This is a genomic window from Acidipropionibacterium thoenii DSM 20276 (assembly GCF_000423445.1).
GTDB lineage: Bacteria > Actinomycetota > Actinomycetes > Propionibacteriales > Propionibacteriaceae > Acidipropionibacterium > Acidipropionibacterium thoenii.
In genome coordinates this window covers 116,394-141,628 of record NZ_AUHZ01000005.1, presented here as the reverse complement: position 1 = coordinate 141,628, position 25,235 = coordinate 116,394, and the positions used below count along the sequence as shown (strand labels likewise).

The following is a 25,235-nucleotide window of genomic DNA, read 5'->3' as shown; positions in this document are numbered from 1 at the left end:
CGTCCCCCGTTGGCGAACGGGGAGGACCGGCAGGGATGACCTGACTTGCGCTGATGCGCTCACAGTGGCGGGACCGCTCCGGAATGGGGGATGGACGCCATCCCCGGCACCGGGATTCCTCCCGACCGGCCGATCGCGATTGTGTCACATGAGTCCCCGGGCTCCGCGCACCCCCTCCCCCGCCGGCGATCGGCGAGCCGGGCTCGGGCGCGGCCCGGACAGCACCTCTCGTAGGGTGTGGGCCATGACCCACGACCCCGACGCCGCCCTGCTGGGGCGCTCCCCCGGCCTCGGCGAGGAGCACTTCGTCCACGACGGCCTCATCACCAAGCATCCGGTGCGCGCGATCGCCCTGGCTGCGCTGCGCCCGATGCCGGGCCAGGTGCTGTGGGATCTGGGCACCGGGGCCGGCTCGGTCGCCATCGAGTGGTGCCGAACGGACCCGAGCTGCCGGGCGATCGGCGTCGAGCGCCGCTCCGACCGCGCCGCCAATGCGCGGGCCAATGCGCGGGAGTTGACACTGCCCGGCCAGTTCGAGGTGATCGAGGCCGACCTCACCGATCTGACCGACCTGGCGGGCAGAATGTTCCACCTGCCGGCCCCCGACGCCATCTTCATCGGGGGCGGAGCGACCCGGGATCTGGCCGAGCACTGCCGTGAGGCACTGCCGACAGGCGGCCGGTTCGTGATCCACGGGGTCACCATCGAGGCCGAGACCCTGCTGACCGGGTTGCACGCCGAGTGGGGCGGGGAGTTGACCCGGATCGGCATCGAGAACGCCGACCTGATCGGCCGACTGCACGGCTGGAAACCGGCTCGCACCGTGGTGGCCTGGAGCTGGACGAAGTAACCCCCGGTACGCGACCGGGGGTTGCCCGGGTGCAGCTCAGGGAACCCTCGCGTTGTGCTGCTCACTCACCAGTCGCACGACCTCGTCGAGATTGCGTGGACGGCCCGGCAGACCCAGACGCTGCGCCAGGGCCAGTGGCCAGGGCAGTTCCAGATGGGCCCGTTCGATGAGATCGGCATCGCCCAGCAGCTCGTCGACCGGTCCCTGGACCACCCTGTGGTCCACCACCACGATCGCCTCGTCCGCCCAGCTCAGCGCCCGGTCCACGTCATGGGTGGCCATCGCCACCGTCGTGCCGGACTCCCGCAGCCTGTCCAGCGCATCCATCATCTGGACCACCCCGGCCGGGTCGAGCCCGGCGGTCGGCTCATCGAGCAGCAACAGGTCAGGGGCCATCGCGACCGCCCCGGCCACCGCGACCCGCTTGCGCTCACCGTAGGACAGCTGGTGGGTGGCGCGGTCGGCAAGATGGTCGGCTCCCACCAGGATCAGCGCCCGTTCCACCCGGGAGCGGACCTGGTCGACGGGCAGCCCCAGATTCATCGGACCGAAGGAGACGTCCTGGACGACGTCGGCGCTGAACAGCTGGTCATCGGGGTCCTGGAGCACCAGCTGGACCTCCCGGCGGTGCTCCCGAAGCGCCCTACGGTCGTGGCGCACCACGATGCCATGGCGGCTCAGGGTGCCCGACACCGGACGCAGGGATCCCGACAGGCAGCTCAGCAGGGTCGTCTTCCCGGAGCCGTTGGCGCCCAGGAGGGCGACCCTCACCCCTCTGCGCAGGGTGATCGCGACGTCCCGGAGCACCATCGGACGGCCGGGGTGGGTGGCGCACAGCGCCTCGGTGCTCAGCAGGACATCAGCATCCGCATCGGGGCCGGTCATCTCCATAGCCTTCCGGCGATCGGCCAGCAGGCAGCCCAGGACCCGACGATCACCAGAACGGTGATCGTCCTGAACCTCCAGGAGCCCGTCCGCTGGACCGACAGGGTGAGCAGCGCGGACTCGAAGCCCCGGTTGACCAGCCCGTCGCTGAGCCGGTTGGCCCGCGACCAGGCGCGGATCCCCACCGACCCCATCAGGGCGGCGGTGTTCTCCCAACGGCGCCGCAGACCGTGCCAGGGGCCCGCGGGGGCGTCGCCCAGCCGAGCCCGCTGGGCCTGATGGGAGGCCACCACGGTGTCGAGCAGGACGAAGATGAGGCGGTAGGTCAGGCTGGCGATCTCCAGCAGGGGGTCCGGCACGTGGAGCCGGCGCATCCAGGTGAGCAGGTCGACCATCGGAGTGGTGAGGGCCAGCACCATCAGCGCCAGGGTGCCCGCCATCCCGTGGGCGAACAGATTGGCCGCCTGTCGGGTGGACGCCGGTCCGATCGAGAAGGGCCCGCCCTGCCACCAGACGGCGGTCTGGTCGGGGGACCCGCCGACGCTGACGAGCACCGAGACGCCGCCCAGCAGCAGGAAGACCAGCGGCGCGGAGATCGCCTGCCAGAGCACCTTCGGCCGGATCCGGGCGAGCAGCAGGATCGCCACCACGGCCACCGCCGAGACGAACATCGTGCCGGGCCAGGCCGGGGTGCACAGCGCGGTGGCGACCAGCCCGAGGGACAGCGCGACCTTCTCGCCCACCGGGCGGGACCGCCAGGGGGAGTCCCAGGCGGCGTCGTCCAGGGATGTGATGGTCATCTCGCCGCCGGGTCAGCGGGACGGTCGGCGACCTCACCGGTGTCAGGCATCTCGTCAGGCAGCCGGGAGGCGGCCATCGTCTCCTCCTGGGCCTTCTTGCGACCACTCATCCGGCCCAGGGCGAATCCGGCGATGCCGGCTCCCAGCGCCGCCTGGAGGGCGAACAGGCCCGACTGGACCTCGCTGGAGTTGGGCTCGAAGACCGGCTTGATCCACTGCTTGGCGCCGGCCTTCTCGGCGGCCTGGGAGGCGGCGTCATCGGTGCCGGCGAAGCCCTCACCCGCGCCAGCAGGTTTGCGACCCCCCACCACCAGGCTGACGACGAAGATCGCCACCAGGATCGCCAGCAGGAGAGGGGTGACCCACTTGTGGGTACTGGTGAGGAAGTTGCCGCTCTGCTTCTGGACGGTCTCAGACATCGGCGGACTCCTTCACCGGCAGGTCGGTGGCCGGCTCGGGGCCGCCGGACAGCACGCCGAGAGCGCGCAGCTGGGGGCCGGCCGCCTTGGCCAGGAATCGGAACAGCAGGATGCCGAGCACCCCTTCGGCCAGGGCCAGTGGGACCTGGGTGATGGCGAAGATGCCGAGGAACTTGCCGGCCGCACCCATGATCCCGGTGTTCGGGTCGGGGAAGGCGATCGCCAGCTGGAAGGATGTGACGCAGTAGGTGCTGAAGTCGGCGAAGACCATGCACAGGAAGATCGCCAGGGCATCGGGGCCGCCCAGCCTCTTGGTGAGCCGGTAGAAGCCGTACCCGACCCAGGGTCCGGCGATCGCCATCGAGAAGGTGTTGGCGCCGAGGGTGGAGATACCACCGTGGGCGAGCAGCAGGGCCTGGAAGATCAGCACGATCATGCCCAGGAATGCCATCACCGGCGGCCTGAAGAGCACCGTCCCGACGCCGGTGCCGGTCGGATGGGAGGACGAGCCCGAGACGCTGGGCAGCTTGATGGCCGACAGCACGAAGGTGAAGGCGCCGGCGGTCGCCAGCAGGAGCTTGTTCTCGGGGTGGTCCCTCACCTGGCGGATCACCTCGCGAGCACCGTGGATGACGAATGGTGCGGCCGCCGCGTACCAGACGGCACACTCGGTCGGCGAGAGAACTCCCTCTGCGATGTGCATGGTGAGTTCGCTCCTTTCTCGGGATCAGCGTCCCGTCCTGGAAAGGATCGACGCCGTGGCCTTCTGACTCCCACCCTCGCGGGGTGCTCACAGTGGCGCGACCGTGCCGGATCTGTCCGGCTTCCGCCACGTCGTCGATGCGTTGTTCAGTTGGAGGCCGCCCTCGAGGCCGCGATGGTGTCCATCTGGCGTCGAGGAGTTCGACCGGGACAATCCAAGCACACCGGTATGCCGGTCCTCCGGGCGCCCCGGCCCTGAGGGTCGCGCGGCCCCGGCGGCCGGCCCCCGCTACGCTCGACCCAGGCCGGGGCACCGGTCCCCTCCGAGCAGACGAGGAGCCACAGGTGGGACACGCCTATGTCAACAACGGGGCAGACATCTACCGGGAGTCCTTCCGGATCATCCGGGCCGAGGCCGACCTGTCACGGTTCCCGGCCGACGTCGAGCACGTCGCGGTGCGGATGATCCACTCGGCGGCAGACCCCGCCATCGCCGCCGACATCGCCTTCACCCCAGGTGTGGTGACGGCGGGCCGCACCGCGCTGGAGGGAGGGGCCGACATCCTGTGCGACTCCTCGATGACGGCCACCGGCATCATCCGGTCCCGGCTGCCGCGCGACAACCAGGTGATCTGCCACATCAAGGAGCCCCGGCTGGCGGAGCTGGCGAAGGTGGGGCACACCACCAAGACCTGTGCGGCAGTCGACCTGTGGGCCGCCGATGGCCGGCTGGACGGCGCAGTGGTGGCGATCGGCAACGCCCCCACCGCACTGTTCCGGGTGCTGGAGGTGATCGCCCGGACCGGACAGCGGCCGGCCGCGGTGATCGGCATCCCGGTGGGATTCGTGGGTGCTGCGGAGTCCAAGCAGGCCCTGGTGGACTCCGATCTGGGGTTGGAGTACCTCACCCTGCTGGGGAGGCGGGGCGGCTCTGCGATCGCGGTGGCCGCGATCAACGCGATCTCGTCGTGGGACGAGGTGGACAACGCCCACATCTGAGGGCACCTGGCCGACTGCACCCCGACGGCGTCGACCCGCTCCCGAACCCCTGAACCCTGCCCCGGACCCCCTCAACGACGTTCGTCCTGGAATTCCAGGACGAACGTCGGATTTGAGGACGAACGTGGAATGAAGTGGGTGGAGACCACCGGGCCTGCCAAGAACACCCGGCCACCACACGGACCAAGCCTCCTGCCAGGGGCCGTCCGGCCTGCTTCCCGGGGCCCCCTGCCGGACCTGAGTCAGCTACTTCATCGTGCCCTGGGACACCGAGCCCTGCAGCTGGCGCTGGAAGATGATGTAGACGATCAGCACCGGCAGCACCGTGAGCACCACCGAGGCGAACAGCGCTCCGAAGTCGACCTCGTAGTTGGTCCTGGCGGCGAAGGCGGCCAGTCCCTGGGAGAGCACGTAGTTGCTGGTGTTGGTGTTCAACGCGACCGGGATCAGGTACTGATTCCACAGCCCCAGGAAGTTGAAGATCGCGACCGAGGCGAAGCCCGGCTTGGCCATCGGCAGCATCACCAGGAAGAAGGTCTGCCACTCCCCCGCGCCATCGATCTCGGCTGCCTCGTAGATCTCATTGGGCAGGGTCTTGAAGAAGGCGAACAGGAAGAACACCGTGAACGGCAGCGCGAACGCCACGTAGGTGATGATGAGGCCCGGCTTGGTGTTGAGCAGACCGAGGTTCTTCAGGGTGAAGAACAGCGGCACGACGGCCAGGAAGATCGGGAAGGTGTTGCCGGCCAGGAACAGCACGTAGATGACCTTGTTGCCGTAGAACCGGAAGCGGGCCAGCACATAGGCCGACATCGCGCCGAAGACCATCACGAGGATCAGTGCCGAGAACACCACGATGACGGTGTTGATGAAGTAGTCACCGATACCGGCAGTGGTCCACGCATTGCTGAAGTTCTTCCACTGCATCTTCTTCGGCAGGCCGAAGGGCGAGGAGAAGATCTCGCTGGTGGTCTTGAAGGCGCTCAACAGGGTCCACAGCAGCGGGCCGATGACGACGATCGACCAGATGATCAGCAGGACGTGGGAGACCGTCGAGACGGCCTTGTCACCCTTGGTCGCCTTGACGTGGTGAACCGCGACCTCATCTGCCCTCAGGGGGGCGGTCAGTGTAGTGCTCATGCCAGGGTCACCGTGTCCTTGCCGCCGGTCAGACGGTTCACCAGACCGACGATCCCGGCGAAGATCATCGTCATGAGGGCGATCACGACGCCCATCGCACAGGCGACGCCGTACTGACCCTTCTGGAAGGCGGTGGAGAACAGCTGCTGGCTCATCACCAGGGTCGAGTTGTCAGGGCCACCGAAGGGGTTCAGCACACTCATGTAGACGAAGGCGTCCAGTGACGCTATGCCCAGGTAGATCCAGGCGGTCTGGACGTTGTCACGGATGAGAGGCACCGTGATCGAGATGGCTGTTCGGAACCTGCCCGCTCCGTCGATCCTGGCCGCCTCGAAGATCTCGGCGGGAATCGACTTGATCCCGGCCACGAACAGCAACATGTAGAAGCCGATGTAGGCCCACACCATGATGAAGATCGAGATCGGCATGGCGGTCGACTTCTCGCCGAGCCAAGCGAACTCGTTGGCGGAGGAGATCCCGGCCTTGGTCAGCAGGCCATTCACCAGGCCGTGTGACGGATCGAAGATCTGGCCCCACATCAGGCCGATGACGACGGCCGGCACGCAGTAGGGGAAGAAGGAGACGATCCGGTAGAACCCTGAATGGCCCAGGCCTCTGGTCTGGCCGTAGCTCGATCCGCCGACCGTCAGCAGAATCGCCAGAATCAGCGACAGCACGATGGTGACGACGGGGACCAGGATTACCAGGACGACGTTATTGATCATCGCCCGGGTGAACAGATCGTCTGTGAGGATCTTCGTGTAGTTGAACAGACCCACGAAATCGAAGGTGGCGGAGAATCCGCCCCAGTTGGTGAGTGAGTAATAGAACGCCTGGATGAAAGGCGACACGACGAAAATCAGATAGACGGCCAACGGCAGTCCGAGAAAGACCACGAAGAAACTGACCTTGTCGAAAGTCCACGGGCGGTGTCGGCGACGTCTGGGGACGGCAGTCGCCCTGACCGGTGTGTCTTCCAACGCGACCCCGGCAGCTGTACTCGGGGGGATGGCTGCACTCATGTCTCACTCAATCTCTGGAGGACGGAGAGGGCCGCCCGACCCGAGAAGAGGACGGGCGGCCGACGAGAGAATCTCCGGGGGACGCCGGGCAGACCACTGAAGGCCTGCCCGACCGTCCCCTGGATCAGTCTCACTTGATGGTGATCTTCTCGACCGAGGAGTCGTTGGCGACCTTGTCCGAGATCTTCTGCATGGCGTCGGTCATCTGCGCCACCGAGGACTTGCCGGCCAGGAAGTCGTTCCACACCACGAGGTGCTCGGTGTTGACGCCGTAGTAGTCGACCCACTGGATGTTGAAGACCTTCTCACCGGCTGCATTCAGCATCTTGGTCAGCGACACCAGAGCGGTCGAGCCGAAGCCGTCGGCCGGAACGGTGTCCTTGACGACGGTCGGGGACAGGATCTTCTCGGCGAAGTTCTTGGCGGCCGCCTCGGAGAGCATGGCGCGCATGAACTCCTTGCCCGCTCCCGCGTTGACGCCCTGCTTCGGACAGATGAAGGGCTCGCCCGGGGCGGCATTCATCGCCTCGTAACCCATCACCGGGGAGTCGTCCAGCACGAACTCCGGGGCGCCGGTCATCTTGAAACCGGCCTTGGTCTGGGACTTCATCTCGTTCTCGATCCAGGAGCCCGAGGGGTACAGCAGGGCTGCCTGATCGTTGGACCACTGGGCCTGGGCGGCGGTGAACTGGGTGCCGGCGCCGCCGGGCTTGACGAATCCGGCGTCGATGATCTTCTTCAGCGCGGTGAGGGCCTGCTGGATGACGGGCTGCGACCAGGCCTTCGGCTTGAGATTCTCGATGGCCAGACGGACCTCATCGCCACCCTGCTTGTACGCGGTGCCGAGAATCAGGGTGCGGTAGTAGGTGGCCGCCTCCTTGCCCCAGCAGAACAGGTACTTGCCCTTCGCCTTGGCCTTCGCGCCCAGCTGATAGGCCTCATCCCAGGTCTTCGGCGCGGTCCAGCCGTTGGCCTGGAACAGCGAGTCGGAGTACCAGACGGCGTAACCGCTCATCACGTAGTTGAAGATCGCGAACTTGTCGCCGCGGGTACCCATCTCCTTGACGCCGGGGTACAGCGTGTCGGAGATCGTCTTGCCCTCGTAGTTCTTGGCGCTCATGAGATCGTCGAAGGTGTCGAGCTGGCTGAGGATCGACGAGACGCCGATCGAGTTGGCACCGGAGTTGTCGATGACGTCCGGGGGGTTGCCGGCGACGAACCGCGGCTGCAGCTCCTGGGAGATGTTGTTCGAGGGCTTCACCGAGACGGTGAGCTTGGGCCACTTCTTCTTCATCTGGGCGGCGGCGAACTGGGCGTACGAGATGCCGTAGCCACCGTTGAAGATGACGGCATCCAGCTTGCCCGACTCATTGATGCCGAAGGGGTTGTCAGCGGACTTGGCACCGGCAGAAGGGGCCGAGGAGGAGTCGCTGCTGCTGCCACCGCCTGCCGCGCACGAGGCCAGGGAGGACGCCAGGGGCACGACTGCGGCGGCGGCCGCTGCTCCCTTGAGGAATCCTCGACGATTGAAGGACGACTGGGTCATGTCTTTCTCCTTGGTTCAAGCTCACCCACGCTGGCGAGCAATGAAATCATCGCTCAGTGCTCTCAGGAGGGCCCTGCGTCCTGAACAGTAGTGAGGCCCCGTAGTCGGCTACAAGCGGCGAAGTGGCTTGCAACCGAACCGTTACGTCGCACTCACATAGTGCGTCATCAAGAGGTGATCTGGCGCCGATTCGATCGCACCTGTTGAGCGAATCGCTCGACGGAGATGCTCCTCTGAGGCTGCACGGGATTCCGTCGCCAGACGCTCAAACCCCTGAATTGCGACCATTTCGTGATCTTCCTGATCGGCCGGTGGGAGGCGGGCGTGGTGAGCGTTTCGGTGAGCGACAGATGAGCGAATGGACAGCGCCGGCTCCCGCGTCCCCCGGCCGTGATGTCGGGTGGCAGGATCACCGGCATGGGAGTTTTCACCGTCGACGACGTCGCCCTGGTGCTCGAGGGCGGTGGGATGCGAGCCAGCTACTCAGCCGCTGTGATCGTCAAGCTGTTGCGCGAGCAGGTCAAGTTCCCCCACGTCTCGGGCATCTCTGCGGGCTCGTCCCACGCCTCGAATTATCTGTCGAACGACCCGCAGCGCGCCCGGGCCTGCTTCGTGGAGTTCTCCGGGGACCCGAATTTCGGCAGCCTGTGGACCTTTCTCACCGGCCGGGGACTGTTCAACTCCGAGTACATCTACCAGCACACCTGCGGGGCGGGACAGTCACTTCCCTTCGACTACCCCGCCTTCCAGGCGAATCCGGCGGCCTTCCGGATCGGGGCGACGCGCACCTCCGACGGCTCTCAGCGGTGGTTCACCCGTGACGACGTCGGGTCCATGCCTGAACTGATGACCATCGTCCAGGCCTCCTCGACGATGCCGGCGCTGATGCCTCCGGTGACCATCGACGGGGTGGAGTACGTCGACGGTGCGATCGGCCCCAACGGCGGCATCCCCCTGGACATTGCGCGCAGCGACGGCTTCGAGCGGTTCGCCGTGGTGATGACCCGGCCCCGCGACTACGTCAAGAGGCCGCCTCGCGACATCCGGGCGCTCAATCGGATCTTCCGGCGTCGCCCGGCGGTGGCCGAGGCACTGGCGGGCCGGTGGCGTCGCTACAACGCCACCCGCCAGGAACTGTTCGACCTGGAGAGTGACGGGCGGGCGATCCTGTTCTTCCCCGAGACGATGCCGATCAACAACCGGGAGCGCGATGTGGCCAGGCTGCGGCGCTGCTACGGGCTGGGGATGGGCCAGATCAACCGCGAGTGGCCGCGCTGGCGGGAGTTCCTGGGAATCTGAGGATCAGACCCGCGCGGCAGGCCTGGTGGCCTCGACGGCCCTGGCGAAGGCGGCCAGACCCCGATCGTTCTCCTGTCGACTGCCGATGCTCAGCCGGATCCCCTCACCCTGCCAGCAACGGGCGAAGACGTGCTCGGCGCGCAGTACCTGGTCGATCCGGGCGGTCTGGTCGGCGGTGGGCAACCACACGAAGTTGGCCTGGGAGTCGCCGACCCGCCAGCCCTGGGCGCGAAGCTCCTGGGTCACCCTGGCCCGCTCGGAGACGATTCTGTCGACCCTCTCGGCCAACTCGTCCTCATGCTCCAGCGAGGCCAGTGCGGCGCGCTGGGCCACATTGCTCACCGCGAAGGGCACCGCGACCCGGCGCAGGTCCTCGCACAACTCGACCGATCCGATCGCATATCCGACTCTCAGTCCGGCCAGCCCATAAGCCTTGGAGAAGGTCTGCAGGGCCACCACATTGGGGTGACGGGCCACCATCTCGACCCCGGAGACCGCGTCGGTGTCCCGGTTGAAATGGACATAGGCCTCGTCGATGGCGACCACGACGTCGTCGGGGACCTGCGCCAGGAAGCGCTCGACCTCATCGGTGGCCAGGATGGTGCCGGTCGGGTTGTTGGGGGTGCACAGCAGGATCAGCCGGGTGCGGTCGGTGATCCGGGCGGCCATCGCGTCCAGGTCGTGGTGCAGGTCTGGTCCGAGCGGCACCTTGACCGGCGTCGCCCCTGCGACGACCGTCATGATCGGGTAGGCCTCGAAGGAGCGCCAGGCGAAGATCACCTCGTCCCCCAGCCCCGCCGTGGCGTGAATGAGCTGGGTGGCGACCTCGACCGAGCCCGCACCCACCGCGACCTGCTCGCGGGTGACGCCGTGGCGGGCCGCGATCGCGGCGCGCAACTGCTCGGCGCCCATCGAGGGGTACCGATTGATCCCGCCGGACGGGTCGACCATCTGCGCGGTGATCTCGGCCACCACCGAGGGCAGCGGCGGATAGGGGTTCTCGTTGGAGGACAGCTTCACGGCATTCGGCCCCTCGGCTGCCCCCTGCTTGTACGAGGGCAGTGACCTCACCACGTCACGTCTGCTGGTCAACGACGTCCTCCTCCACTGATCGGGCACCCCGGAGGTACCGATCTCGAGCTTCTCACATCGGCGCGACCGACTCCACAGCCGCCCCGTCACCCGCCGGGCAGCGATCCAGGGAGGTGCCGGTGACGGTCCCGGTGCCGGATCGACCGCTGCCGCCGCGCCGAGGGTGGCAACCCGGGGGTCGCAGTGGCGGTTCCACCGCGTCCTCGGTCCCCCTCTTGATTCTCATCATGTTCCATGGTTCATTAGTTGAGTAACTAACCACGGAGGTGGCCATGACCGCTGATCCAGGCGACGGACGACCGATCTTCCTCGCCCTCGCCGACCAGATCGCCGACGACATCCTCGCCGGTGTCTACCCGGCCGGCAGCCGGGTGCCATCGACCAATGAGCTCTCCGCCTTCTACCGGATCAACCCCGCCACCGCGGGAAAGGCGCTCAACCGGCTCGTCGACCAGCAGGTCCTCGAGAAGCGGCGGGGTCGGGGAATGTTCGTCACCGACAACGGCGTCGAACTGCTCCGGCGGCAACGCCAGGAGCAGTTCACCGACAGCTACCTGGCACCTCTGCTGGACGAGGCCCGGCTGGTGGGCCTGTCCCCCGACGACATCATCAACCAGATCCACCGCCTGACCGCCGGAGACAGCCTCCCGGCGAACCACGGAAGGAGTATCCGATGACCACCACCGAGGCCCCCTTCGACCCGGCAGCCGCCGACGGCATCACGATCGCGGGACTGTCGAAGTCCTACGGTCGCACCGAGATCCTGCACGGGATCGATCTGCACCTCCCACCGGATCGCATCTACGGTCTGCTGGGGTCCAACGGGGTCGGCAAGACGACCCTGATGTCCATCATCTCCAATCACATCTTCCCCAGCTCCGGCCAGGTCCTCATCGACGGCCAGGCCCTCGCCGAGAACGCCGCGGTGCTCGAGAAGACCTGCTTCATCCACGAGGACCAGCGCTGAAACGACGACTTCACCCTCGACATCCTGCTGAGGGTGGCGCCCGGATTCTTCACCCGGTGGTCGGACCGGACCGTCGGGGAACTCGTCGAGAAGTTCCGGCTGCCGCACAGGACCAAGCTCAAGAAGATGTCCCGGGGCCAGCGCTCCGCTCTGGCCATCACGATCTCCCTGGCCTCGCGGGCTCCCTACACCTTCCTCGACGAGCCCTACCTCGGGCTGGATCCCGGTGCCCGCTCGATCTTCTACGCCGCACTGCTCGAGGAGATCGCCGAGCTGCCACGGACCGTCATCATGTCGACCCATCTCATCGACGAGGCGGCCTCCCTGATGGAGGACGTCGTCCTGATGCGCAACGGTCGGGTGGAGATGCACGCCGATGTCGATGCGATCACCTCCGAGGCGTTCATCCTCCGAGGTCGCCAGGTCGACGTCGCCCGGCTGATCGGCGGTCTGGAGGTGCTCTCCCGGCGGTCGATGGGCAGCATCGCCTCGGTGATGGTGCGAGGCCGGCACAACGGCGGCCTCCATCGCCGGGCCGACGAGCTCCATGTCTCGATCGAGCCGGCCGGTCTCCAGGAGCTGGTCGGCGCCCTGGACGGCACCGCCTCGAAGGCCCCAGACCCGCACCCCACCGAGCCCGACCACGTGCTGAGGGGAGTCCACTCATGAACAGCCCGGCCAGACCACTGAGATCATTCCGACTCACCGTCTACTCCGCGGCGAACGTGCTCCTGGCGCCGCTGGCCATCCTCGGGCTGGTGGTGGCGGTCTCCGTCGTCATCGTCCTCATCATCGGCATCCAGGCCGGATTGCCGCTGACCCAGGAGGCCTCCATGGAGATGACCCACAACATGGGGGCACTGCTGTCGATGCCCGGCTTCCTGATCGCCCTGGGGGCGCTGACCGTCAACAGGCAGTTCGCCACCGCGCTGGCCTTCGGGTCGACCCGGCGCGACTTCTGGCTCGGCAGTGCGCTGGGATTCCTGGTGATCTCAGTGGTCACCGGGATCGGGAGCATCCTGCTGCTGTGGATCGAGAAGGCCACCGACCACTGGTTCATCGGCGCTCGTGCTCTGGATGTCTACATCCTGGGTCAGGGGAACGCCTGGCAGACCTTCCTCACGATCACCGCACTGTGTCTGAGCTCACTGTTCCTGGGAGCGGGTTTCGGGACGGTGTTCCGGGCCTGGGGGCCCCGGGTGGTGGTCGTCACGGGGATCGGTATGGGCGTGCTGCTGTGCGGCGGCCTCGCGCTGGCGGTGTGGCAGTCGGACTCCTGGGTACCCGTGCTGGCACCGTTGGGGGCATGGCTGGTGACCATCGGCACCGCGGCGCTGGGACTGATCGCGGCTGCCGGCAGTTTCGTGGTGAACCGCAGAGGCACCATCTGAGCCCCAGCGCCCGCCCAGCCCTGCCGCACGACAGTCACGCCGCACGACAGTCACCCGGCACAGGGACACCCGCCCGCACCCCCACCGGTGCGGGCGGGTGTCGGCGGTATCGGCACCGCCCGGCCCGCGTGGCATGCTTCGGACCATGCACGGTGAGTACAAGGTCCCCGGTGGGAAGCTGATCGTCGTCGACACCGAGGTCGCCGACTCCCGATTGAAGGATCTGCAGATCTCGGGCGACTTCTTCCTGGAGCCCGACGACTCCCTCGACCGGATCACCGCCTCCCTGCAGGGGGCGCCGCTGGAGCTGACCGCCGCCCAGCTGGCCGCCCGGGTGGCGGCCGCACTGCTGCCCACCGATGTCCTCTTCGGGATCACCCCCGAGGGGATCGGTATCGCGGTCCGCCGGGCCCTGGGCCGCGCCGTCGACTGGGATGACATCGATTTCGACGTCATCCACGGCCCGGTCGTCGACCCGATGATCAACGTCGCGATGGACGAGACCCTGGTGGCGGAGGTCGCCGCCGGTCGGCGCAGGCCGTTCATGCGACTGTGGGAGTGGAACGCCCCGCAGGTGGTGATCGGCTCCTTCCAGTCCTATGACAACGAGATCAACCAGGAGGGGGTGGACCGTTACGGCATCACGGTCTCACGCCGGGTCACCGGCGGCGGGGCGATGTTCATGGAGCCGGGCAACTGTGTGACGTACTCCTTGGTGGTCCCCCAGGCGCTGGTCGACGGGCTCAGCTTCGCGCAGTCCTACCCGATGCTGGACGAGTGGGTGATGGAGGCCCTGGAGCAGGTCGGCGTCCATGCCCACTACGTGCCCCTCAATGACATCTCCTCGCAGATCGGCAAGATCGGCGGCGCCGCCCAGAAGCGGTTCAGCAACGGCTACATGGTCCATCACGTCACGATGGCCTACGACATCGACGCCCAGAAGATGATGGAGGTGCTGCGGATCGGCAAGGAGAAGGTCCGCGACAAGGGCCACCGCTCCGCGGTGAAGAGGGTCGACCCGATGCGGTCCCAGACCGGGATGGAGCGCTCGCAGATCCTCGACGTGTTCTACCAGCACTTCAAGGAGAGCTACCGGGCCCAGGACGGCACCATCACCGATGAGGACCTGGCGGTCGCCGAGGAGCGCTGCCGGACGAAGTTCTCCACCTGGCAGTGGACTCACCGGCTGCCCTGATCGGACTCCCGTGCCGCTGGAGGGGACTCACCCCACCAGGTCGCGGACGGCCTCCAGGGCCTCCCGGGTGGAGCGGGCGGCGTTGAGGCCGCCGGCGTCCCTGGCCCCTCCGACGCTCCGGTGCGGGATGGACAGACTCCCGGTGAGCACCCGGGGTTCGGATCCCACCGCGACCACCAGGGTGTCGACCGGCACATCTCGCTGCTCGGTCACCTCATCGGACTGGGACGATCCGACCTGGCCGGCACCGGCCGGCCCCGATGGGGTCGCGGGCACCCGGACCTCCACGGTGGCCACCGCCCGGCGGACCCGTACCAGTCGTGCGTTGTTCCACATCTGCGCGCCGGCGGTGCGCAGCTCGCCGAGCCCGATCCAGCGGGTGCTGGGGCTGGTGCCGGCGGCGAATCTCCGGGAGCCGCGGCGGATCAGGGTCACCCGGCCGGCCCGCGGTGCCAGGGTGGCCGCCACGTCGACGGCCACCCCTCCCCCGCCGATCACCAGCAGGTCGCCCAGTTCAGTCCGCGCACCGGGACCGGACCCGGCGGGCTGCGATCCCGACCCGCCGCTGTCCGCGAAGATCTCGAGGGCCTCGCGATAGCCCAGCACCGTGCACGAACCGTCGGTGTCGATCTGGACCCTGCGCGGCCGGACCCCGGTGGCCAGCAGCGCGGCGTCGAAGCCGGCAAGCTCCTCCAGAGCGATCCGCCGACCCAGCACCAGATCGCCGCCGAGCTCGACGAACCGCCGGGCCAGTGCCCGGGCGGCCGCCAGGTAGTCGCTCTTGCCGCTCACCAGGCCGGCCAACCTCAGCTGTCCGCCCACCTCGGGGTCGGCCTCGAAGAGGGTGACGCGGTGCCCCCGACGGACCGCGTCGAGGGCCCCGACCAGTCCGGCCGGGCCGGCTCCCACCACCGCCAGGCGGCGGGGCTGCGGGGCGGTCGCCAATGTCATCCGCCCCTCGCGGCCGGCTCTCGGGTTCACCAGGCAGGAGATCGGTCTGCCCCGCATCGAGTGGTCGATGCACTCCTCGTTGCAGCCGATGCAGGGGATCACCGTCCGGCCCGCGACCGCCCCGGTGACCACATCGGGGTCCGCCAGGAAGGGCCTGGCCAGGGCGACCGCGGCCAGCCGGGTGCTCTCCAGGGCCCGGCGCGCCTCGGCCAGCGAGCAGATCCGGTTGGAGCCGATCACCGGGGTCCCGGGCAGGTGGGCGGCGACCCTCTCGTCGACGCTCAACCAGGCCCCGTGTGGGACCGAGAACTGGACCGTCGGCACCGGGGACTCGTGCCAGCCCACCCCGACCGAGACGGCGTCGGCGCCGGCCGCCACCACCTCCTCGGCCAGGTCCAGGACCTCCTGGCGGGTGGACGATCCGGTCATCAGGTCATCGCCGGAGATCCGCGCGATCAGCGGCAGTCCGGTGGCGGCGCGCACCGCGGAGACCACCTCGCGGGCGAATCGGCGACGCCGGTGGGCGTCCCCGCCCCAGGCATCCTGGCGCAGATTGGTCAGTGGGGAGCAGAAGGCGTTGATGAGGTAGCCCTCGGAGGCTGAGATCTCGATGGCGTCGTAGCCGAGCTCTTCGGCATGGGCGCCGGCGCGGGCGTAGCTGCGCAGGGTCTCGGCGATGTCGGCCTCGCTCATCTGCACGGGCACGACTCCGCGGGCGGCCCGCCAGGCCACCGGGGAGGGAGCCACCGGGGGCACCGGCACGCCGTCGGCGTCGGGGAGCCCGGCCGAGTAGCGACCGGCATGGAAGAGCTGGACGGCGATCAGCCCGCCGGCGGCGTGCACCGCCTCGACCGACCGTCGCAGCGGGGGGTCGAGGGCGGGGTCGCCGAGCACGATGTCATCGGGCACCGAACGGCCGCGCCCCTCGACGGCGTAGCCGCCGGTGACGATGAGCCCGGCCCCGCCGCGCACCCGCTCGGTGTAGAAGGCCGCCAGCCGCTCGCCGTCCCGCTCGAAACCGGTGTGCATGCTGCCCATCAGTACTCGGTTGGGCACCTCCAGAGGGCCGAGCCGCCAGCTCGTCAGCGGATCGGTCATCAGCTCCGGGGAGCCTCTCCCGAGGCATCGCCGGAGTCCCCGTCGGCCCCGTAGCTGGGCATCGTGACGGCCGAGTCCGCCGGCAGCACGGCGTCTCGCAGCGGAGAGCTGGTGTCGGCCCAGTAGGGCGGGGCGACGACGGTGATCCCGCCGTCCACGTTGAGCACCTGACCGGTGATGTAGCCGGCGTTGGCCGACAGCAGGAACTCCATCGCCGCCGCCATGTCGGCGGCCTTGCCGGGCCGGCGCAGCGGGATCTTGTCGATCACCGACTGCACCGGAGCCATCCCCGGCACCCGGTTGTAGAAGAAGTCCAGCGAGTCGGTGTCGATGAGCCCGCCGTTGACCGCGTTGACGGTGATGGCGCGCGGGCCGTACTCGACGGCCATGTAGCGCACGAAGGCCTCCTCGGCGGCCTTCGCGGCGCCCAGCAGGGCGTAGGTCGGGAAGGCCCGCTGGGAACCGTAGCTGGTGACCGCCAGGATCCGTCCACCGTGGGGCATCATGGCCGCGGCCCGCTCGGCACCCAGCACCAGGGGGCGGACGTTCATGTTGAAGCCGCGCTCGAAGTGCAGGGCCTTGATCCCGTCGACCGGCTTGAAGGCGCTGGCGGCGGCATTGGAGACGAAACCGGTGATCGTCGGGTAGCTCGCAGCCACCGTGTCGAAGAGCTTCTCGATCCCCTCGACGGTCTCGATATCGGCCTGGACGGTGATCCCGTCGCCGCCGGCGGCCCGGACATCGGCGAGGGTGCGCTCGGCCATCTCGGCGTTCTTCTTGTAGTTGAGCACCAGACGGTCGCCGTGGGCGGCCAGTCGCAGCGCCAGCTCGCGGCCGATCCCGCGGGAGCCCCCGGTGATCACCACGACATTGTTGTTCTCGGTGTTCTGCTCAGTCATTCAGAGTCCTCTGGTTGAGAATGTCCCGGTGTGGGATGGACGCGGTATGGGATCGAGGCGGTGCCGGATCCAGGCGGGGCCGGATCGAGGCGGGGCCGGACGCCGGCGCCGCGACACCGTGCGACAGACCCTCAGGCCACCGGGACGTCGTCGGCGTAGCGGGCGGTGCCGTCCAGCACGGAGCGGGCGACGATGAGGGACTGGATCTCATTGGTGCCCTCCTCGAACCGCTGGGCACGGGCATCGCGGTAGACCCGCTCGATGGTCTCTCGCTTGAAGTAGCCGCGCCCGCCGAAGACCTGCAGGGCGTTGTCGGTCACCTCGGCAAGCATATCGACGGCGGTCATCTTCGCCGCGCTGGACAGTGCGCCAGCATCCGGACGGCCGGCCTGGTAGCCCCGTCCGGCCTCCAGGACCAGGGACCGTGCAGCCAGGATCGAGGCATGGTTGCGAGCCAGCAGGAACTGGATGGCCTGGCGCTTCGCCAGCGGCTTGCCGAATGTCACCCGCTGCTGGGCGTACTCCACCGCGAGCTGCTGGGCCCGCTCGGCCAGACCGACACAGCTCATCGCCACCGAGATCCTGCTGGGCAGCAGGAAACCGCCCAGGGCCACGGCCAGTCCCTGGCCCTCCTGGCCGACCCGCGCCGAGACCGGCACCGGGACGTCGTGGAAGTGCATGATCGCGTGGTCGGTGCCGGCGATCCCCATCGTCTGGGAGTCGTCGATGAGCTCGACCCCGGGCAGTCCGGTGTTCGGCACCAGAAGCGCGACGGTGCCGTCGTGGCCGGTGGTGCCCTCCAGGCGGGCGGTGAGCAGCCAGTAGTCGCAGGTCATCCCGAAGGTGATGAGGTGCTTCTCGCCGTTCATGTAGTAGACGTCGCCCTCGCGGCGCAGAGTGGTGCGGATGTCGGCACCGGTGCCGGAGTCGGCCTCGGTGAGGGTGAAGGCGATCCGCTTGTCCCCCTTGACGGTGGGGATGAGGATCTGCTCGCGCTGCTGGTCGTCGACGTAGTCGACCAGGGCGCGCCAGATGCCATTGTTGACGTGCACCAGCATCCGGATCGAGGCGTGCAGCCGGGAGAAGTACTCCATCAGCTCCAGGAACCTCTCGAACCCGACGCCACGGCCGCCCAGCTCCTCGGGTGCCGCCAGGGACATCCAGCCATGGCCGCGCAGCTCGTCGACCAACTCCTGGGGGACCGCGCCGCTGCTCTCGATGCGCTGGGACCACTCCTCGCCGGGGCCCGCGACCCATTCGGCGATCTCGGTCCTGAGGGCCGTGAACTCTGTGTCGCTCATCATGGCGTTCCCCTTCATGTCCTGACTGGTCATCAGTGCTTCCGTTCCACCGTGAGATGCCTGGCCTTCTCACGCAGGATGTTCTTCTGGATCTTGCCCACCGTGTTGCGCGGCAGTGCGTCGAGGTACTCCAGGCGCTCCGGCCAGTAGTACTTGGACAGGCCGTGATCGAGCAGGTACTTCTGCATCTGCGCGAAGGTGGGCCCCTCGACCCCGTCGGCGGCGACCACGAAGGCACAGGCCCGCTCGCCCAGCCGGGCGTCGGGCATCGCGACGACAGCGACATCGGCCAGCCCGGGGTGCTGGTAGAGCAGGTTCTCCACCTCGACGACGGGAATCTTCTCACCACCGCGATTGATGATGTCCTTGACCCGCCCGGTGATGTGCAGGTAGCCGTTCTCGTCGATGCGGGCGAGGTCACCGGTGCGGAACCAGCCGTCCGGGCTGAAGGCCTGCTCCGTGAGATCGGGACGGTCGAGGTAGCCGACGAACAGGGTCGGCGAGTCGATCTCGAAGTTGCCCTCCTGATCGGTGGGCAGCACCACACCGTCCTCGTCGGTGACCCTCAGCCGGATCCCGGGCAGTGCTCTCCCATCGGCCCCCTGGGCCAGCGCCGGGTCATCGGTCGGTGCGGCCAGCGCCGCCAGTGAGCTCTCGGTGGAGCCGAAGGCTCCCAGCACCGAGCAGTTCAGGACGCCGGCCGCCCCACGCGCCAGGGCCCGCGGCACCGCGGCGCCGGTGGCCACGAAGATGCGCAGCGACTCGGGGGCCGGGGCGCCGTTGCGGACCGCGTCGACGAGGTCGTCGAGGAAGGGCGTGGCGGCCTGGACGAAGCTGGCGTGAGCCTTCGGGAAGGCCCGATCCAGGGCGATGTCGACATTCCAGACGGGCTGGATGACGGCGGCCACCCCCAGCTGCCAGGCGAGCATGACGCCGTAGAGCAGGCCGGTCTGGTGGGCGATCGGGGTGGGGACGTAGATCCGGTCGTCGGGGCCCAGACCCAGGTGCTCGATCTCCAGGGCGGTGGCCAGGGCGGGTCCGAGGTGGTCGTGCTGGACCCCCTTGGGATCACCGGTGGTGCCGGAGGTGAACAGCAGCTCGGCGAGGTCGTGGGGATGGGGGGCCAACGCGGCGAGCAGGTCGGCGTCCGGCTGCTGTCCGCTGATCGCCTCGCGATAGCTGCTCCAGGTCCACTGCCGGGAGCGGGGATCGGAGACCAGGCTCGCCGGCAGGGCTGTCGGACGGGATCCGGCCGGGGCCAGATGGCCGCGGCGGTCGGCGGCGTTGACGACGACGACGTGCTCGAGCTGGAAGTCGGTCCCCTCGGCGGCCTCCAGCAGGTCGGCCGGGCCGTGACGGTGCCGGAACTCGTCGGTGACGAAGGCGACCCGGGCCCTCGACATGCCGATGATCTTGGCGATCTCGTGGGCACCGAAGACCGGCATGATCGGGGTGATGAGGGCGCCGATCTGCAGGACGCCGACGGCGATCGTCTCGAACTCGACCCAGTTGGGGACCTGGATGGCGACGGCATCGCCCTTGACCACGCCCATGTCGAGCAGGGCCATCGAGACCTGGTCGGCCTCGGCCTGGAGCTGGGACCAGCTGATGGTGACCGGCGTCGGGTCGCCGACCTCGATGACGGCCGGGGCGTCGGGCTGGTCGATGGAGAGCCGACGGACCCGATCGGTGAGCACCTCGCTGGCCAGTGTGAGGCCCTCGGGGATGTCCCGCCGGGAGTCCCGCCTGGACCGGGCCGGTGCGGCGCCGGAGTGGGTGTGGGGGCTGTCTGTGCTGCCGGCGGCTCCAGCGGGGCCGCCGATGGTGCTCTGTGATGAAACAACGGACATGTTCATACCGATGCGGTGCATCTCCTCGAGAAAGGTCGGATACGAGATCCGGTAGGCGCGTGGATAGGTGAGGGTGCTGGGGCTGGTGGCGCGTGTGGCGGCCACCGCCAGCGACATCAGCACCCGGTGGTCGTTGAAGGAGGACAGCTCGGCGCCGTGCAGGTGCTCCGCGCCGGGACCGGGGCGCTGTCTGATGCCGGTGATGCGCAACTCGTCCTCACCTTGGCTCAGGTGGGCGCCGAGCTTGTTGAGTTGCAGCATCGCTGCCACCCGGTCGGTCTCCTTGAGCCGGATATGGCTCACGTTGTACAGCCGGCTGGTGCCCTCGGCGAAGCAGGCCATCGCCGAGAGCACCGGGAGAAGATCGGGGACGGTGCCGCAGTCCAGTTCGATGGGCCGCAGCGGGGAGCCGTCGCTGACCACCCGAGCCAGGCCGGTGTCGGGGTCCCGGAAGAGATCGACCCCCATCTGCCGGGCGATGTCGAGGAAGTGCCCCTCGGGGTGGTCGGTCTCGCAGCCGCGGACCACCCGTTGACCGTGGAACAGCACGTCGGAGGGGTGGATCGCGGCGGCGGCGACCCCGAAGGCCGAGGCGCCGATGTCGGAGGGCACCGTGTACTGGGCGGGGTGGGCGCTCTGGTCGGCCGGGATGTGGAAGGTCAGCCAGTCGTCGTCGTGGTCGACCCGCAGCCCCCAGCGAGCCATCATCGTGATGGTGAGCTCCACATAGGTGCGCTCCTTGAGGGGCCCGCCGGTGATGTGGACGGTGGTGTCCGAGGTGGCGAAGGGGGCCAGCAGCAGCACCCCCGAGAGCCACTGGGAGAGCGTCCCGGGCATCTCGACGTGGCCGCCGGAGGGCCGGTGGGGCTCGACCCTCACCGGCAGCCGCCAGTCCTCGTGCAGCGTCTGGAGGCTCACGCCCATCTGGAGCAGCGCCCGCAGCAGGGCCTCGATGGGGCGGTTGCGCAGGTACTTCATGCCGGTGACGGTGACCGGGCGGTCGGCCAGGCTGACCAGTCCGACGAGGAAGTAGAGGGAGGTGCCCGAGGAGCCGACGTCGATCAGTCCGTGGGGGGCGTCGGTGCCGGCGTGCTGGTAGTCGGTGAGCCGGGGCCGCCCGGCGCAGCCGTCGACGATGTACGCGTCGCCGCGCTGCTCGATGCCGACGCCGAGCGCCCGCAGCGCGTCGATCGTCCAGCCGACCTGACGGGTGGTGGAGACGCCCCTGATCCGGCTCCGCCCGTCGGCGAGCGCGGCGAGGATGAGAGCGCGGTGGACGTGGTACTTCGAGACGGGGATGTCCAGGTATCCGTGGAGCGGCGAGGCCGCTGGCTGCACTTGAAGTCTCAAGAAACCCTCCTCCTGAGAATGGCCGGGGCACCGTGAGATCGGTGCGATCGGCCGCAACCGAGTCGTTACTTGTTGGTTACGTATCCGTAGGTAGGACCGATGACGAGGCTACGCCTGCAGGGCGGGGGGTTGTCCAGTGGGGAGTCGCGCTGCCGGATCGAGACGCCTCAGCGGAAGCCTGCGGGCGTCGATCCCGGCGGACGGACAGCAGGGAGAGACCGGACCCTCAGGCCCGCAGGGTGCCGAAACGGGAGGCCGGGATCTCCCCGGATCCGCGGCGCAGCAGAGTGGGCCGGACGACGATGTCGCGGGCGGGCAGGGAGCAGCCGCGCATCCGCTCCGCCAGGCAGGTCACGGTCGCCCTGGCGAGCTGGTCGATCTCCTGGCGCACCACGGTCAACGGCGGGTCGACCAATGGGGCCATCGGCATGTCGTCGAAACCGACGAGGGCCACGGTGTGCTGAAGTCCGTTGCGCTGAAGGGCCTCCAGGGCGCCGATGGTGAGGTCGTTGCGACAGACCAGGACGGCGGTGAAGGACTTCCGGGAGTCGATGAGAGCCTGGAGGGCCTGGCGGCCGTCGCTCGGCGTACGCACCCCGGTGCAGACCAGCCCACGGTCGACCGGGCAATCGGCCTCGCGCATCGCGTCGAGGTATCCGGCCAACCGATCCTGGGACGGTTCGATGGATGTGAGATCACCGAGAAAGGCGATCCGCCGGTGCCCCGAGGAGATGAGGTGCTCGGTCGCGATGTGCGCGCCGAGCCAGTTGTCGGTGGTGACGGAATCGACCGCCAGACCTCGGGGCCGGCGGTCCACACAGACCACCGCCAGTCCGGAATCCACCACCCTCTGCAGATAGGACTGGTCGGCCAGGGTCGGCACCAGGACCAGGCCGTCCACCTGATGGGCCACCAGGTCCTTGACCACCCGACGCTCCCGCTCGGGCTCCTCGTCGAGGCTGGCCGCCAGCAGCGCGACGTCCTTGAGGAAGTCCGAGCGCTCCATCGACCTCAGCAGCTGGGAGGAGAAGGTGTTGCCCAGGTCCTGGGCCACCACCGCGATGCTACGCGTCAACCGGTCGCTCCGCCGGAGACCGGCCGCGGCGACATTGGGGGTGAAGTCGAGTTCGTGGATCGCCCACTCGACCCGGGTGCGGGACTTGGGAGCCACCTCGGGAGATTGGTTGATCACCCGCGAGACCGTCTTGATCGACACACCGGCCAGCTGCGCGACGTCGCGAATCGTGGGACGACGGGTGCCGCGAGGGGCCACCGGTCAGCGACCCTTCCGGGCGTTGCCTGCCTGTCGCCGCTCCGCCCAGTCGAGATAGTCGGAGACCGCCTTCTTGCTCTCGGGACGCAGCGCCTTGTTGTCGCGCAGCATCTGCGTGCAACGGGCCACGATGAAGTCCAGGTACTCGCCGTTGCGGCTCCGGTTGTACTGCTTCTTCGCCTCGGCCAGGTCCGAGAAATCACCGGTCGCCTGACGCTCCAGCATCCGGCGTCCCAGGATCGCCATGATGGCGACGGCCAGGCACACTGCCATGGCCCACGGGCTGAGCAGGTAGAGGACCCCGCTGAGCACCATCAGTCCGGTGACCAGCTTGCTCACCCCGTAGGTGTATCCGCCGGGGCCGTACTCGCCGCGCACCCACTCGGCCGCGGCCGCGCGCCGCTCCTCCTTGCTGAGGCGGTCCTCCTTGTCGCCCATGATGGCCATCATTGCTGCTCCTTGAGAATCCGGTCGATGAGTTGGGCGGCGCAGTCGACGCTGCCCTCGCACTGCGCCCGCACCTGCGCCGGCGAGTCGGTCAACGTGATGGGGTGGTCGGCGACCTCGTGCATGGACAGGTCGTTCCATGAGTCGCCGATGGAGTATACGTCGCCGTGTCCGGGAGCGAACTCGTCGAGAACACGTCGCAGGCCGGCCCCCTTGGAGACTCCCGGGGGCACGACATCGAGGAAGTTCTGGTTGCGGTGCACCTCGGCCCGCCCGTCGCACAGTTCTCGTAGAGCAGGTTCGACCCGGCTCATCACCGACGGGTCGGGAATGAACAGCGGAATGCCGAACAGCTCGGTGTGTCGGAGTCTGTCGAGGTCGCCGGGGTAGGCCCGCGGCACGATCGAGGAGGTCTGGGCCACCCGGGAGAAGACGACGTAGTCATGCTCGATATCGGAGGCGTAGAGCACCAACTGCTCGCCCTCCACCAGAGCGGCGATGTCGTCGAGCAGGCCCTGCTGGTGCGCGGTCACCGCGAGCGGCCTGAGATCACCGTCAGTGATGACAGATCCGGTGAAGGCGATGACGAAGTCGGGGGTGGGCATCCCGGCGTCGTGCCAGACGAGCCGCACGGCATCGACGGACTTGCCGGTGTCCAGCACCAGGATGTTCCCGGACCTCTTCCAGGTCGCCAGCGCCTCCCGGTCGGCGGGGTGGACCCCGTCCTCGAAGACCACTGTTCCGTCAAGGTCGGTGGCAAGCACGGTTCTCATGGGGCCTCAGTCCCCCGGCCTCGGTGCCGGGATCGTGGTGGAATGAAGTGATGGGGGCCAGGGCTGAACCGGGCCCCGGTGCGTATCGGCACCGGGACCCGGTCAGCAGCGTCCCGCAGGGGCCTCAGCCGAGGAATCCGGTCCAGTAGCCCAGGATACCGACGGCGAACATGCCGAAGATGATCCAGATCGGGTTGACCTTCTTCTTGAGGATCCACATGCACAGGAAGGTCAGCAGCAGGGCGACCAGGCCTGGCAGCAGGGAGTCCAGGATGCTCTGCAGGGTGGTGACCACCTCCTTGCCGTCACTTCCCTTGTACCGGGAGATGACCAGCGGGAAGTTGATCGTCGTCCATTTGGACACCAGGGCGCCCATCACGAACAGGCCGAGCACCGAGGCGGTGGCGGTGAGCTTCTTGAGCTGGCCACCTCCGAGATCGGAGACGATGGCCGTGCCGCGCTCGTAGCCGAGCTTGAAGCCGTACCAGCGCGTCAGCATCCGGATGATGTTGATGACGACGAAGAACAGCAGGGGTCCGACGACCGATCCGGTGACCGCCATCGAGGCGCCGAGAGCCGCGAGCACGGGTCGGGCGGTGCCCCAGAAGATCGGGTCGCCGACGCCGGCCAGTGGCCCCATCAGACCGATCTTGACGTTGGTGACGTCGGCGTCCTGGATGGGCTCGCCCTTGGACTTCTGCTCCTCCATCGCCGAGACGACGCCGAAGATCGGCGAGGCGATCCACGGATGGGTGTTGAAGAACTCCAGGTGCCGCTTGAGGGCCTCGGCCTGATCGTGCTTGTCAGGGTAGAACCGCTTGATCGAGGGGATCAGCGAGACCGCCACCCCGATCGCCTGGAAGCGCTCGAAGTTGAACGATCCCAGCATGAAGGTGGACCGGAGGTAGATCGACCGGTAGTCCTTCTTGGTGAGCGCCCCGACGGGAGCCTCGCTGGTCTCGGGAACAGTGTCTGTAGTCATGGGT

Annotated in this window: 24 protein-coding genes and 1 riboswitch; of the genes, 8 read left to right on the top strand and 16 right to left on the bottom strand. The window is 68.2% G+C overall.

What is annotated here, in order from left to right:
- Nucleotides 1-11: 11 nt before the first annotated feature.
- Nucleotides 12-145, bottom strand: a riboswitch (cobalamin riboswitch).
- A 99-nt stretch (nt 146-244) separates the two neighbouring features.
- Nucleotides 245-850: a precorrin-6Y C5,15-methyltransferase (decarboxylating) subunit CbiT gene (cbiT, locus tag G554_RS0100610; RefSeq protein WP_027586392.1), complete on the top strand. Its 606-nt coding sequence runs from the start codon at nt 245-247 to the stop codon at nt 848-850.
- 36 nt (nt 851-886) lie between these two features.
- On the opposite strand, the gene G554_RS0100605 is transcribed toward cbiT, so the two are convergent.
- From G554_RS0100605 to G554_RS0100590, 4 genes are read right to left on the bottom strand one after another with little or no spacing between them, the layout of a single operon-like run.
- Nucleotides 887-1,735 (bottom strand): energy-coupling factor ABC transporter ATP-binding protein, encoded by an 849-nt coding sequence (locus tag G554_RS0100605; protein ID WP_027586391.1) that lies wholly within the window; start codon nt 1,733-1,735, stop codon nt 887-889.
- Nucleotides 1,732-2,535 (bottom strand): cobalt ECF transporter T component CbiQ, encoded by an 804-nt coding sequence (cbiQ, locus tag G554_RS0100600; protein WP_027586390.1) that lies wholly within the window; start codon nt 2,533-2,535, stop codon nt 1,732-1,734. Before cbiQ ends, G554_RS0100605 begins: the two co-directional genes overlap by 4 nt.
- On the bottom strand, nt 2,532-2,954 hold the full coding sequence (locus G554_RS13780; RefSeq protein ID WP_051232090.1) for an energy-coupling factor ABC transporter substrate-binding protein: 423 nt from the start codon (nt 2,952-2,954) through the stop codon (nt 2,532-2,534). Before G554_RS13780 ends, cbiQ begins: the two co-directional genes overlap by 4 nt.
- On the bottom strand, nt 2,947-3,657 hold the full coding sequence (locus G554_RS0100590) for an energy-coupling factor ABC transporter permease (protein ID WP_027586389.1): 711 nt from the start codon (nt 3,655-3,657) through the stop codon (nt 2,947-2,949). The genes G554_RS13780 and G554_RS0100590 overlap by 8 nt, the downstream gene beginning before the upstream one ends.
- 344 nt (nt 3,658-4,001) lie before the next feature.
- Here G554_RS0100590 and G554_RS0100585 point away from each other — a divergent pair, with 344 nt between their 5' ends.
- Nucleotides 4,002-4,655, top strand: coding sequence for a precorrin-8X methylmutase (locus G554_RS0100585; protein ID WP_027586388.1), 654 nt, complete (start codon nt 4,002-4,004; stop codon nt 4,653-4,655).
- 246 nt (nt 4,656-4,901) lie between these two features.
- Here the strand turns inward: G554_RS0100585 and G554_RS0100580 are convergent, their stop codons facing one another.
- The 3 genes from G554_RS0100580 to ngcE form a co-directional block, all read right to left on the bottom strand.
- Nucleotides 4,902-5,795 carry a carbohydrate ABC transporter permease gene (locus G554_RS0100580; RefSeq protein WP_027586387.1) on the bottom strand — a complete coding sequence of 298 codons (894 nt, stop codon included), beginning with the start codon at nt 5,793-5,795 and terminating at the stop codon, nt 4,902-4,904.
- A complete protein-coding gene (locus G554_RS0100575; protein ID WP_027586386.1) occupies nt 5,792-6,817 on the bottom strand; it encodes a carbohydrate ABC transporter permease in 1,026 nt (341 codons plus the stop codon). Before G554_RS0100575 ends, G554_RS0100580 begins: the two co-directional genes overlap by 4 nt.
- A gap of 130 nt (nt 6,818-6,947) precedes the next feature.
- Nucleotides 6,948-8,363: an N-acetylglucosamine/diacetylchitobiose ABC transporter substrate-binding protein gene (gene ngcE / locus G554_RS0100570; protein ID WP_027586385.1), complete on the bottom strand. Its 1,416-nt coding sequence runs from the start codon at nt 8,361-8,363 to the stop codon at nt 6,948-6,950.
- A gap of 417 nt (nt 8,364-8,780) precedes the next feature.
- On the opposite strand from ngcE, the gene G554_RS0100565 reads away from it, so the two are divergent.
- The gene (locus G554_RS0100565; protein WP_036923951.1) at nt 8,781-9,662 is read left to right on the top strand and encodes a patatin-like phospholipase family protein; all 882 of its coding nucleotides are present in this window, start codon (nt 8,781-8,783) and stop codon (nt 9,660-9,662) included.
- 3 nt (nt 9,663-9,665) lie between these two features.
- Here the strand turns inward: G554_RS0100565 and hisC are convergent, their stop codons facing one another.
- Nucleotides 9,666-10,754, bottom strand: coding sequence for a histidinol-phosphate transaminase (gene hisC, locus G554_RS0100560; protein ID WP_084648189.1), 1,089 nt, complete (start codon nt 10,752-10,754; stop codon nt 9,666-9,668).
- A gap of 272 nt (nt 10,755-11,026) precedes the next feature.
- On the opposite strand from hisC, the gene G554_RS0100550 reads away from it, so the two are divergent.
- The 5 genes from G554_RS0100550 (at nt 11,027) to lplAB (ending at nt 14,307) form a co-directional block, all read left to right on the top strand.
- Nucleotides 11,027-11,431, top strand: a complete 405-nt coding sequence (locus G554_RS0100550; RefSeq protein WP_027586382.1) for a GntR family transcriptional regulator — start codon at nt 11,027-11,029, stop codon at nt 11,429-11,431.
- Nucleotides 11,428-11,721 (top strand): ATP-binding cassette domain-containing protein, encoded by a 294-nt coding sequence (locus G554_RS17970; RefSeq protein WP_071162121.1) that lies wholly within the window; start codon nt 11,428-11,430, stop codon nt 11,719-11,721. Before G554_RS0100550 ends, G554_RS17970 begins: the two co-directional genes overlap by 4 nt.
- 33 nt (nt 11,722-11,754) lie before the next feature.
- Nucleotides 11,755-12,390: an AAA family ATPase gene (locus G554_RS16915; RefSeq protein ID WP_071162120.1), complete on the top strand. Its 636-nt coding sequence runs from the start codon at nt 11,755-11,757 to the stop codon at nt 12,388-12,390.
- Entirely contained in the window at nt 12,387-13,112 is a 726-nt protein-coding gene (locus G554_RS13770) for a hypothetical protein (RefSeq protein ID WP_051232088.1), read from the top strand. The genes G554_RS16915 and G554_RS13770 overlap by 4 nt, the downstream gene beginning before the upstream one ends.
- A 145-nt stretch (nt 13,113-13,257) precedes the next feature.
- The gene (gene lplAB, locus G554_RS0100535) at nt 13,258-14,307 is read left to right on the top strand and encodes a lipoate-protein ligase LplAB (RefSeq protein ID WP_027586381.1); all 1,050 of its coding nucleotides are present in this window, start codon (nt 13,258-13,260) and stop codon (nt 14,305-14,307) included.
- A gap of 27 nt (nt 14,308-14,334) precedes the next feature.
- On the opposite strand, the gene G554_RS0100530 is transcribed toward lplAB, so the two are convergent.
- From G554_RS0100530 to G554_RS0100495, 8 genes are all read right to left on the bottom strand, one after another.
- Nucleotides 14,335-16,356 carry an oxidoreductase gene (locus G554_RS0100530; protein WP_036923858.1) on the bottom strand — a complete coding sequence of 674 codons (2,022 nt, stop codon included), beginning with the start codon at nt 16,354-16,356 and terminating at the stop codon, nt 14,335-14,337.
- Entirely contained in the window at nt 16,356-17,255 is a 900-nt protein-coding gene (locus G554_RS13765; RefSeq protein ID WP_071162119.1) for an SDR family oxidoreductase, read from the bottom strand. Before G554_RS13765 ends, G554_RS0100530 begins: the two co-directional genes overlap by 1 nt.
- 131 nt (nt 17,256-17,386) lie before the next feature.
- Nucleotides 17,387-18,559 carry an acyl-CoA dehydrogenase family protein gene (locus G554_RS13760; protein WP_036923945.1) on the bottom strand — a complete coding sequence of 391 codons (1,173 nt, stop codon included), beginning with the start codon at nt 18,557-18,559 and terminating at the stop codon, nt 17,387-17,389.
- A 29-nt stretch (nt 18,560-18,588) separates the two neighbouring features.
- Nucleotides 18,589-21,756, bottom strand: coding sequence for a 3-phosphoshikimate 1-carboxyvinyltransferase (gene aroA / locus G554_RS0100515; RefSeq protein WP_027586379.1), 3,168 nt, complete (start codon nt 21,754-21,756; stop codon nt 18,589-18,591).
- A 226-nt stretch (nt 21,757-21,982) separates the two neighbouring features.
- Nucleotides 21,983-23,029: a LacI family DNA-binding transcriptional regulator gene (locus tag G554_RS0100510; protein ID WP_027586378.1), complete on the bottom strand. Its 1,047-nt coding sequence runs from the start codon at nt 23,027-23,029 to the stop codon at nt 21,983-21,985.
- 3 nt (nt 23,030-23,032) lie between these two features.
- On the bottom strand, nt 23,033-23,479 hold the full coding sequence (locus G554_RS13755; RefSeq protein ID WP_051232086.1) for a hypothetical protein: 447 nt from the start codon (nt 23,477-23,479) through the stop codon (nt 23,033-23,035).
- Nucleotides 23,476-24,249 (bottom strand): HAD hydrolase family protein, encoded by a 774-nt coding sequence (locus G554_RS0100500; RefSeq protein WP_027586377.1) that lies wholly within the window; start codon nt 24,247-24,249, stop codon nt 23,476-23,478. Before G554_RS0100500 ends, G554_RS13755 begins: the two co-directional genes overlap by 4 nt.
- 124 nt (nt 24,250-24,373) lie before the next feature.
- Nucleotides 24,374-25,231 carry a PTS system mannose/fructose/sorbose family transporter subunit IID gene (locus tag G554_RS0100495; RefSeq protein ID WP_027586376.1) on the bottom strand — a complete coding sequence of 286 codons (858 nt, stop codon included), beginning with the start codon at nt 25,229-25,231 and terminating at the stop codon, nt 24,374-24,376.
- Nucleotides 25,232-25,235: the final 4 nt, after the last annotated feature.